A 10,376-nucleotide genomic window follows, 5' to 3' on the forward strand; every position below is an offset into this window, starting at 1 on the left:
CACCGCTTCACTCTGTGTAACTGATCCGCCTCACGCAGAGTTCCCGGTCTCCACCGTCGGCGAGTTCGTCTCCGGATGCGGCGCTCCTGCGCTCGGCGCGCCCTCGTCGTCGGGTCTCGCGCTCGGCGCCCCCTCAGCGTCGGGTCTCCTTCGCACCAGCGGCAACGGATCCGCCGGCTCCAGCCCCGGATCGTCCGTCCGGAAAGTGCGTACCCGTCCCGGCTCCGACTCGGGTGTCTCGAACCGCACGGTGACCCGGCCCAACCCGCTGCCCTGCACCCATCCGTGTCCGAGCTCGGCATGCCGCACATCGTGTCCCGGGCGCCACTGGCGCTCGACCGGGACCGGCGCCTCGCCGACGGGCTCGTCCACCGGCTCCTCCTCGGCCCCCTCCACCCGGTCCTCGGCGGCCTGCGCGAACAGATCCTCCTGCGTGAAGTCCGCCAGCCCGCTCACGCCCACCCCGAGAAGCCGGACCCCGCCCGTCGTGTCCACCGAGTCCAGCAACCGGGCAGCCGCCTCCCTGACCACCGTCGGATCGTCGGTGGGCCCACGCAGGGTCTCGGACCGGGTGAGCGTGGAGAAGTCGTACCGCCGCACCTTCAGCACGATGGTCCGCCCGGACAGACCGGCCCCCCGCAGCCGGCGCACACACCGGTCGGCGAGCCGCTGCACCTCCAGCTCCACCCGGACCCGGTCGTGGATGTCCACGTCGTACGTGTCCTCGACCGACACCGACTTGGCCTCCCGCTCCGCCACCACCGGCCGGTCGTCACGGGCCAGCGCCATGGCGTACAGCGCGTGCCCGTGCGCCTTGCCCAGCAGCCGCACCAGCTCGTCCTCACCGGCCTCGGCGATCTCGTCGATCGTGGTGATGCCGGCCCGCCGCAGATGGTCCCCCGTCGCCGGGCCGACCCCCGGCAGGGTCCGCACCGACAACGGGCCGAGCAGGGCCCGCTCGGTCCCCGGCTCGATGAGCACCAGCCCGTCGGGCTTCGCCTGCTCCGAGGCGATCTTCGCCAGCATCTTGCAGGAGGCCAGACCCACGGAACCCGTGAGCCCGGTGACGGCCCGTATGTCCGCGCGCAGCCTGATCCCCGCCAGCCGCGCCGACTCGCTGTCCCAGGCCGCTCCCCCGGCATCCAGGTCCACGAATGCCTCGTCCAGACTCAGCGGCTCCACCAGTGGCGACAGGGCCCGCAGCAGCCCCATGACCTGCTCGCTGATCGACCGGTAGAACGCGAAGCGCGGAACCAGATACGCGGCGTTCGGAGCCCGCCGGCGCGCCTGGGCCATGGGCATCGCCGAGTTCACTCCGAAGACCCGCGCCTCGTAGGAGGCGGTGGCGACCACTCCGCGCGGCCCCAGACCGCCCACGACCACGGCTTTCCCGCGCAGGCTCGGCTTGGACGCCTGCTCCGCCTGTGCGAAGAAGGCATCCATGTCGAGATGCAGGATCGTGGGCGCGTTTCTCACATGTCCGATGCTGCACCACGCCACTGACAATGACGTCGTGCGGCCGCCCCGCGCCCTGGAGGGGGCTTCAGACCGCCCGGTTGCGCCGACGTGCGAGTTCGTCCGCCGGGTTGTGCCCGACGAGCGTCTCCCCGGTGTCGACACGCTCCCCGTGCAACTGCGACAGCGCGCTCTCGACGTCCCGCCACACCACGCCCACGGCGATCCCGAAGATGCCCTGACCGCCCTGGAGCAGTGCGTGGACCTCGTCCGGGGAGGTGCACTCGTAGACGGTGGCGCCGTCGCTCATCAGCGTCATGCGCTCCAGGTCGCTGAACCCGCGCTCCCGCAGATGCTGCACGGCGGTGCGGATGTTCTGGAGCGACACCCCGGTGTCGAGGAACCGCTTGACGATCTTCAGGACGACGACGTCCCGGAAGCTGTACAGACGCTGCGTTCCGGACCCGTGGGCGGGCCGCACGCTCGGCTCGACCAGCCCGGTGCGGGCCCAGTAGTCCAGTTGCCGGTAGGTGATGCCCGCGGCCGCGCAGGCCGTCGGTCCGCGATAGCCGATCTGCTCGGACGCCATGGACGTCGCCCCTCCGCTGCTCGGCACGGCCGCCGGTCGCTGCGGTGCGTGATCGGCCGCGCTGCTCTGCTGGGGATACGCCCTGCTAGAGCGTGCTGGAGAGCCCGGGGAAGGGTACGGACCGCTTCCCCCGACACCGAGTCCGGGGGCACCCCCAGCCGTACCGTCGCCGCTGCTTCTCACGCCGACCTCCGTCCTTGACCTGCCTTGTCGACGGTAGGCAGTCACCAGGGGTGCGTCAACGATCGCCACACTCGGCACGCCGAGTGATAATCACCCTGAGAGTGGTTTCCCGCACCCCGTCGCGGGGAAAGGCTAGCCGAATGCGCTGAGAAGTAGCCGTAGGACGCTCTCACTCGCCGTTGGCATTTGCCGAGAACAGGGCGGGCGTCCCCGTGCAGGACGCCCGCGTTCCGCGCATGTGCCGACTACTGGTTGCTGGTGCCGAAGTCCTCCGGCGAGATCTGGTCGAGGAACTCGCGGAACTTCTCCACCTCGTCCTCCTGCTCGTCCGGGATGGCGATCCCCGCGTCGTCCAGCACCGTGTCACTGCCGTAGATCGGTGTCCCCGTACGCAACGCCAGCGCTATGGCGTCCGACGGACGCGCGCTCACCTCGACCCCGCTGGCGAAAACCAGCTCCGCGTAGAAGACGCCCTCCCGCAGGTCCGTGATGCGCACCTCGGTGAGCTCCTGGCCGACGGCTTCCAGCACGTCCTTGAACAGGTCGTGGGTCAGCGGTCGCGCGGGAGCCATGCCCTGCTGGGCGAAGGCGATCGCCGTCGCCTCACCCGGTCCGATCCAGATGGGAAGGTAACGGTCGCCTCCCACTTCACGCAGCAGCACGATCGGTTGGTTGGAGGGCATCTCGACCCGGACACCTACGACATCGAGCTCGTTCACACAGCAACCCTAGGCCGTGCCCGGGACGTTTGGGTAGTCGGGCCGGGAACGGGTGACCGATCCGCCCAGGGCGAAACCGCCCGCTCAGGGCAGCCGCACCCCGAGCGCCGTCTGCACCAACGCCGCGTGCAGCCGCACCGTGAGCCCCGCCAGTTCCTTCGTACGGGCCTGCGCGTGAGCCCTGGTCTGCGGATTGCGGTGGCGCTTGAGCGGGGCCACCACCTGGTCCACGAGCCCGGCCTCACGATCGGCCGCGGCCTTCATCACCCGCAGGTGTCGGGGCTCGATCCCGAACCTGCCCAGCTCGGAGACCAGCGCCGCCACCGTGGCCGCCTCGGCGTCGTAGACCCCGTCCTCCAACGGCACGACGAGACCGTACGACTCCCACTCCTGGAGCTCCGGCTCACCGATCCCCGCCGCCGCCAGCAGCTCGGACCGACCGATCCTGGCGACCGTGGGCGCTTCCGACGGCTCCACCAGCACGGCCTCGCCGTCCCGCTGCCGGCCCACGGTCGGCAACGGCGCGGCCTCACCGCGCTCCATGGCGTCCAGGTGCTCCCGGATGACCTTGAGCGGCAGATAGTGGTCCCGCTGCATCCGCAGGACGTGACCGAGGCGCTCGACGTCCTGCACACTGAACTTCCGGTACCCCGAAGGGGTCCGCTGCGGCTCGATGAGCCCTTCCGACTCCAGGAAACGGATCTTGGAGATCGTCACTTCGGGAAACTCGTCGCGCAGCGCGTTCAGCACCGTACCGATGCTCATCGGACCACCGTCCGCGGCGGCGGTGTCGTGTCCGACACCGCCCCTCGGTGTTTGAAGCATGGACCTTCCCTGGGGAGTCCCCCCGGACGGTGCCCGGGGGCCGGTCAGAAGCCCCGCTGGCTCGCGTAGAAGACCAGCCGGTACTTGCCGATCTGCACCTCGTCACCGTTCGACAGAGGAACCTCGTCGATCCGCTCCCGGTTGACGTACGTGCCGTTCAGACTGCCGACGTCCGCCACCTTGAACGTGCCGTCCTGGTTGCGCCGGAACTCCACGTGGCGACGCGAGACCGTCACGTCGTCCAGGAAGATGTCGCTCTGCGGGTGACGACCGGCCGTCGTCAGGTCGCCGTCCAGAAGGAAACGGCTGCCCGAGTTCGGTCCGCGTCGCACGACCAGCAGGGCGGAACCCAGCGGCAGCGCGTCGACGGCGGCCTGCGCCTCGGGTGAGAGCGCGGGCAGCTGCGTCTGACCGGTGACCTCGGCGTCGTAGGCCTCGAGACCGGAGATGGAAATGGTGGAGGTCGTCTCCGACGGCCGCTCGGGCGTCAGCCCGGGACGCAGCGGCGCGCCGCAGTTGGAGCAGAAGCGGCTGTTCTCCGCGTTGCGGTTACCGCACCTCGTACACACCAGGGCCGACATAGGGGAAAACCCTCCACCCGTACTTGAGGTTGACGGTTGGCCGAAACCTATGCCGCCGGACTGCGCAGGGTCAACAGACGCCGCGCCCTGGCCTCCGGAAATGTCGCCGCCCTGACCAGCCACCTGATCCCTGAACAGCGGCCGCTGACCCTCTGCGTCAGGCTGTGCGCGATGGCGAGCGGTCGCGTTGTCGCTGCCCTCTCGCGCGCTCTTGCCGAACAACTTCGCAAACAACTTCACGGGCGATTCCCCTTGACCGAAACAGACCCGCCCGTGGGGCAGGACGAACCCTGACTGAATACACCGGCCGACCCGGACATCTTCACAACGTCCGTGTCCACCAGACAGTTTCCACCACGCACCACCCGATCGGTGCGTCGACCCCCCGCAACCTCATGCCCCTGCCGGATGCCCCCCATGCACCCCCGGTTCACTGGCCCGACGACCGAGCGTAGTCAGGCCGCTTCGCCGCTCGCAAGGCATCCACGACGATCTTGTCCGACCGCTCGACGGTCACCGTGGCCTGCTCCTTCTCGAGAGTCTGCACCACTCCTCCAGGAATGTTCAGCGCCGGCTCAAGGTCCTGCGGGTTGCCGATGACCTTGAAACGAAAGGGCGTGTTGATCTTGTTCCCGTCGACACTCACGCTCTTGCCGGAATCCGTCAGGAAGGTGCCGGCGACGACCCGCACTCCGTTCACCTGGATCGCCTCGGCCCCGGCCGCGCGCAGCTCCTGGATCGCGTCGAGCAACATGTCCGCCTCGACCGTCCCCTTCGTGTCCTCGATGGTCATCGTGATGCCGGGCCCCTGCGCAGCCACCGTGCCCGCCAGAATGCCGAGTTGTTTCTCCTTCTCGACCGTCTGCTTCCGGGCCTCCTCGGCCTGGTCGGAGCTGTTCTCCAGCTCCTGCTGCTGCTTCTCGAGTCCCTGCTTCTCGTCCTCAAGACGCTGACTGCGGTCATCGAGTTCATCGAGGATGCGTACGAGATCTTCCTGACGCGCACCGCGCAACGCGTTTCCGCTGTCGCTGTTGGAGGCGACCTGCACGGCCAGGCCGAAGCCCAGACCGAACAGCAACAGGGCGACGATGAGTTGGGCCCGCGACACGCGCGGCGGCCAGATGCCCTGCACCAGCCGCTGCCGACCGGTCACCACGGGCTCGGCCGGCTTCTCGGCCACTGCGTCGGCGGACGACGTCACCGGGACCTCGTCGGGCAGCTCCTTGCGGAGCCTGTACTCAGGCGTCTCGTCCTGGTTGCTCATCGACCTCACGCCCGGAAGACGTGCCGGCGGATGGCCGCGGCGTTGGAGAAGATCCGGATACCGAGGACGACCACGACCCCGGTGGACAGCTGCGATCCCACACCCAACTCGTCACCCAGGAACACGATCAGCGCGGCCACCACCACGTTCGACAGGAACGACACGACGAACACCTTGTCGTCGAAGATCCCGTCGAGCATGGCCCGCAGCCCGCCGAACACGGCGTCGAGCGCCGCCACCACGGCGATCGGCAGATAAGGCACGACGGCCGCGGGAACCTCGGGCTGGACCAACAGGCCGGCCACGACTCCCACGACGAGGCCCAGTACGGCGATCACGATGTGCCCTTCTCAGTCTTAGGCTGCGCTGTACGTACGATCACACTCGGTGCGGCGGGCAGCCGGACGTCGTCCGCCACGGAGATGGCCGTCCTGATGCCGTAGTTCTCCTGCAAGGCGTTCAGATACAGCCCGTCGGCGCTGTTCTGGAACCTGGTGCTGAGGTTCTTCCCGTCCCCCACCGCGAGCACCGTGTACGGCGGGACCAGCGGCTTGTTGTCGACCAGTATCGCTTCACCCGCGGCCCTGATCGCCGACAGCGCCGTCAGCCGCTGCCCGTTGATGGAGACGGCCTCGGCACCCGACGCCCACAGTCCGTTGACCACACGCTGCATGTCCCGGTCCCGGACCCGCCCGGTGTCGGAGAAGCCGGAGGTCTCACGCGGGTCGCCGTCACCGCCCGTGGTCGCTTCCTTGGCGTCGTCCACGACCAGCTTCACGCCCGGCCCGTGCACCTCGACGGCGCCTGACAGGATGCCCACCAGATCCGCCTGGTCACTGCCGCCGCTCTGCTTGAGCGCCTCCTGCTGCCGGCCGCTCACATCGTCGCGCAGCTTGTCGACGGTACCTTCGAGCTCGTCGGCCGCATCGGTCTCACGATCGATACGGTCGATGAGTTCCTCGCGCTCCTTGGCGACGACCGGCGCCGCGACCCGCGCCTGCGCCGCACCGACGGTGACCACGAGGGCCGCGAGCACCAAGCCCACGGCCAGACCCAGCTTCGCCCGCACCGTCCTGGGCAGGCCACCGGCGCCCTCGGCCCGCTTACGGGCGGCGGCCTCGGCGTAACCGTCGTCGAGGCTGTGGTCCATGACGTTGGTGAGCAGCGACATGGACGCGTCCGGGCGCGACACGCGCGCGGGTGTGCTCCGAACGGGGGGCTGCTGCGGCATGCCGCACATCGTCGCACGTCGCGCCCAGTACCTCCGAATGGCCCCACCGGCGTGCCGGACAGGCCCCCTTGGGGACACTTGTCCGGCACGCGCGCGTGCGCGTCGTTCAGCGGCCGGCGCTGTCCACGACAGACGACCACTCGTCGAGCAGGGCCTGCGCGGACGCGTCGTCCGGCCCCTCCGCCCACAGGTGGGTGACGGCCTCGGCCGGGTCCGGCAGCACCATCACCCAGCGCCCGTCCGTCTCCACCACGCGGACACCGTCGGTGGTGTCCACGAAGCGGTCTCCGGCCACCTCCACGACCCGCCGCATCACCAGGCCCTTGACCGCCCACGGGGTCGCCAGATCCCGCTTCAGGACGTGCGCCCGCGGAATCCGCGCGTCGATCTGGCTGAGGGTGAGCTGCGTCCGCGCCACCAGCCCGATCAGCCGCACGAAGGCCGCCGTACCGTCGAAGACGCTGCTGAACTCCGGGACGATGAAGCCGCCCTTGCCGTCCCCGCCGAAGATGGCCGTCTCGTCCCGCCCGACCCGGGTGAGGTCGTCCGGCGACGTCGTCGTCCACTCGACCTGCGTCCCGTGATACGCGGCCACCTGCTCGGCGATCCTCGTCGTGGTCACCGGCAGCGCGACCCGCCCGCTGCGCCGCTCCGCGGCCACCAGGTCGAGCAGCACCAGGAGCGCCCGGTCGTCCTCGATGATCCGGCCCTTCTCGTCGACGAGCGAGAGCCGCTCACCCACAGGGTCGAACCGCACGCCGAACGCGGCCCGCGACGAAGCCACGATCTCTCCGAGCCGGACGAGCCCGGAGCGCCGCTGATCCCCCGTCTCCGTGGGCCTGGCCTCGTTCAGACCGGGATTGACGGTCAGCGAGTCCACCCCGAGCTTCCCCAGGAGACTCGGCAGCACCAGCCCGGCGCTGCCGTTCGAGGCGTCCACCACGACCTTCAGTCCGGACTCGGAGATCCCCGTCGTGTCCACGTTCCGCAGCAGCGACCCGGTGTACGAGTCGAAGACGCTGGCCGGGAAATGCAGGTCTCCGATCTCTCCGGGGAACGCCCGCCGGTACTCCTGCCGCGCGAACACCCGGTCCAGCTTGCGCTGACTGCCCTGCGACAGATCCGCGCCCTGCCCGTCGAAGAACATGATGTCGACGGAATCCGGTACCCCGGGCGAGGTCCGGATCATGATCCCGCCGGCGCTCCCCCGCGCAGTCTGCTGCCGCGCCACGGGCAGCGGTACGTTCTCCAGGTCCCGTACGTCGATGGCACTGGCCTGGAGCGCGGAGATGACCGCCCGCTTCAGCGCACGGGCACCACGCGAGTGGTCCCGGGCCGTGGTGACCGTGGACCCCTTCTTGAGAGTCGTGGCATACGCGCCGGCGAGGCGTACGGCCAGCTCGGGCGTGATCTCGACGTTCAGGATTCCGGACACCCCGCGTGCACCGAACAGGTGCGCCTGCCCACGGGACTCCCAGATCACCGACGTATTGACGAACGCGCCGGCTTCGATGGTCTTGAAGGGATAGACCCGCACATTGCCCTGCACGATCGATTCTTCACCGATCAGGCATTCGTCGCCGATGACGGCGCCGTCCTCGATCCGGGCCGCCCTCATGATGTCGGTGTTCTTGCCCACGACACAGCCACGGAGATTGCTGTGCGGACCGATGTACACGTTGTCGTGCACGACGGCCTTGTGCAGGAAGGCCCCGCTCTTCACGACGACGTTGGACCCGATGACCGTGTGCTCGCGGATTTCGGCGCCGGCCTCGACCTTCGCGTAGTCCCCGATGTAGAGAGGACCGCGAAGAACGGCATCGGGGTGCACCTCGGCGCCTTCGGCCACCCACACACCGGGCGAGATCTCGAACCCGTCGATCTCGACGTCGACCTTGCCTTCGAGCACGTCGGCCTGAGCCTTCACGTAGCTCTCGTGCGTGCCCACATCCTCCCAGTAGCCTTCGGCGATGAAGCCGTAGACCGGCTTCCCCTCCTTCATCAGCTGCGGAAAGACGTCTCCGGACCAGTCGACGGGCACGTCGGCCTCGACGTAGTCGAATACCTCCGGCTCCATGACGTAGATGCCCGTGTTCACGGTGTCCGAGAAGACCTGGCCCCAGGTCGGCTTCTCCAGGAACCGTTCGACCTTGCCCTCTTCATCGACGATGGTGATACCGAATTCCAGCGGATTGGGCACGCGCGTCAGACAGACGGTGACCAGCGCACCCTTTTCCTTGTGGAAGGTGATCAGCTCGGTGAGGTCGAAGTCAGTGAGGGCATCACCGGAAATGACGACGAAGGCGTCGTCCTTCAACGCCTCCTCTGCGTTCTTGACGCTTCCGGCGGTACCGAGTGGCTTCTCCTCGTTGGCATAGCTGAGCTCCATTCCGAGCTCTTCGCCGTCACCGAAGTAGTTCTTGACCAGCGACGCCAGGAACTGAACAGTAACGACGGTCTCGTTGAGCCCATGCCTTTTGAGCAGCCTCAGGACGTGCTCCATGATCGGCCGGTTGGCCACCGGCAGGAGCGGCTTGGGCATGCTCGAGGTCATAGGGCGAAGGCGTGTGCCTTCGCCTCCGGCCATCACGACGGCCTTCATGTCGGAAGCGTCCTCCTAAAGAGACGACTGTCTAGCCGACTTCACCCGTCCAGATTGTCCCGCACTTTTCGTCCGCGGGCCATCGAGCCACTGCGCAGCTGCCAATCGGCGAGGTCAGTCGGCCATGGCGTCCGCACGAACCAGGCGGCGGACCTGTACCACGTAGAGGACTCCTGCCCACCAATAGAGCGTTGTACCCCATCCTGCGAACGCCCATCCGAAAATGGCAGCGAGTGACGCCAGCCAGCCACTTCCGTCACTGAGCAGAAGCAGCGGGAAGGCGTACATCAGGTTGAAGGTGGCCGCCTTCCCCAGGAAGTTCACCTGCGGCGGCGGATAGCCGTGCCGCCTCAGGATGCCGACCATCACCAGCAGAACCAGCTCGCGGGCCAGAAGTGCAGCAGTCAACCAGACAGGCAGAATCTCCCGCCAGGTGAGACCGACCAGCGTCGAGAGAATGTAGAGCCGGTCCGCAGCGGGGTCGAGGAGCCGGCCGAGGCTGCTGATCTGGTTCCAGCGCCGCGCGAGCTTGCCGTCCAGATAGTCGGTGATCCCGCTGAAAGCCAGCACGAGGAGAGCCCAGCCGTCGCTCTGCGGGCCTCCGAACTCGGGCCGGAGGATCAGCCACAGGAACACGGGCACGCCGACGAGACGCGCCATGCTGAGGATGTTCGGGATGGTGAGAACCCGATCTGTCTGGACACGGGTCTCCTGGACCTCCACCCGGGGGCCTCCAGTAGGAAATGAGCCAACGATGCCCCCTGACCTTACCCCAACGCAAAAAAGCTCTGGCTCTCGGGCTGTATGCCCAAGAGCCAGAGCTCTAAAAGGAGTTCGGCGGTGTCCTACTCTCCCACAGGGTCCCCCCTGCAGTACCATCGGCGCTGTGAGGCTTAGCTTCCGGGTTCGGAATGTAACCGGGCGTTT

10 protein-coding genes and 1 rRNA gene are annotated in these 10,376 nt (G+C 68.2%); all 11 read right to left on the reverse strand.

Annotated elements, in window-relative coordinates; all coding sequences use genetic code 11:
• Positions 1–30 precede the first annotated feature (30 nt).
• The gene (locus tag ABT070_RS43245; RefSeq protein ID WP_351768487.1) at positions 31–1,476 is read right to left on the reverse strand and encodes a DNA polymerase IV; all 1,446 of its coding nucleotides are present in this window, start codon (positions 1,474–1,476) and stop codon (positions 31–33) included.
• A 67-nt stretch (positions 1,477–1,543) separates the two neighbouring features.
• Positions 1,544–2,227: a MerR family transcriptional regulator gene (locus tag ABT070_RS43250; RefSeq protein ID WP_351768488.1), complete on the reverse strand. Its 684-nt coding sequence runs from the start codon at positions 2,225–2,227 to the stop codon at positions 1,544–1,546.
• 245 nt (positions 2,228–2,472) lie between these two features.
• Positions 2,473–2,946, reverse strand: coding sequence for a bifunctional nuclease family protein (locus ABT070_RS43255; protein ID WP_004934251.1), 474 nt, complete (start codon positions 2,944–2,946; stop codon positions 2,473–2,475).
• Positions 2,947–3,030: 84 nt separating this feature from the next.
• Positions 3,031–3,771: a transcriptional regulator FtsR gene (gene ftsR / locus ABT070_RS43260; RefSeq protein WP_351768489.1), complete on the reverse strand. Its 741-nt coding sequence runs from the start codon at positions 3,769–3,771 to the stop codon at positions 3,031–3,033.
• A gap of 44 nt (positions 3,772–3,815) precedes the next feature.
• The gene (locus tag ABT070_RS43265; protein ID WP_351768495.1) at positions 3,816–4,700 is read right to left on the reverse strand and encodes an FHA domain-containing protein; all 885 of its coding nucleotides are present in this window, start codon (positions 4,698–4,700) and stop codon (positions 3,816–3,818) included.
• A gap of 82 nt (positions 4,701–4,782) precedes the next feature.
• Positions 4,783–5,616, reverse strand: coding sequence for a DUF881 domain-containing protein (locus ABT070_RS43270; RefSeq protein WP_351768490.1), 834 nt, complete (start codon positions 5,614–5,616; stop codon positions 4,783–4,785).
• Positions 5,617–5,621: 5 nt separating this feature from the next.
• Positions 5,622–5,954: a small basic family protein gene (locus ABT070_RS43275; protein WP_020133151.1), complete on the reverse strand. Its 333-nt coding sequence runs from the start codon at positions 5,952–5,954 to the stop codon at positions 5,622–5,624.
• Entirely contained in the window at positions 5,951–6,856 is a 906-nt protein-coding gene (locus tag ABT070_RS43280; RefSeq protein WP_351768491.1) for a DUF881 domain-containing protein, read from the reverse strand. The genes ABT070_RS43275 and ABT070_RS43280 overlap by 4 nt, the downstream gene beginning before the upstream one ends.
• Before the next feature lie 97 nt (positions 6,857–6,953).
• Positions 6,954–9,449 (reverse strand): sugar phosphate nucleotidyltransferase, encoded by a 2,496-nt coding sequence (locus ABT070_RS43285; protein WP_351768492.1) that lies wholly within the window; start codon positions 9,447–9,449, stop codon positions 6,954–6,956.
• 114 nt (positions 9,450–9,563) lie between these two features.
• Positions 9,564–10,172 (reverse strand): cardiolipin synthase ClsA, encoded by a 609-nt coding sequence (gene clsA / locus ABT070_RS43290; protein WP_351768493.1) that lies wholly within the window; start codon positions 10,170–10,172, stop codon positions 9,564–9,566.
• A 109-nt stretch (positions 10,173–10,281) separates the two neighbouring features.
• Positions 10,282–10,376: ribosomal RNA gene (rrf, locus tag ABT070_RS43295) — 5S ribosomal RNA — on the reverse strand; the annotation flags it as partial.

Origin of the sequence: Streptomyces sp. NPDC002884 (assembly GCF_040295245.1) — a bacterium.
Taxonomy (GTDB): Bacteria; Actinomycetota; Actinomycetes; order Streptomycetales; family Streptomycetaceae; genus Streptomyces.

Excerpts from the sequence above, each read along its gene's own strand:
- ABT070_RS43285 (WP_351768492.1), bottom strand. The coding sequence starts at position 9,449 with ATGAAGGCCGTCGTGATGGCCGGAGGCGAAGGCACACGCCTTCGCCCT.
- ABT070_RS43280 (WP_351768491.1), bottom strand. The coding sequence starts at position 6,856 with ATGTGCGGCATGCCGCAGCAGCCCCCCGTTCGGAGCACACCCGCGCGC.
- ftsR (WP_351768489.1), bottom strand. The coding sequence starts at position 3,771 with ATGCTTCAAACACCGAGGGGCGGTGTCGGACACGACACCGCCGCCGCG.
- ABT070_RS43270 (WP_351768490.1), bottom strand. The coding sequence starts at position 5,616 with ATGAGCAACCAGGACGAGACGCCTGAGTACAGGCTCCGCAAGGAGCTG.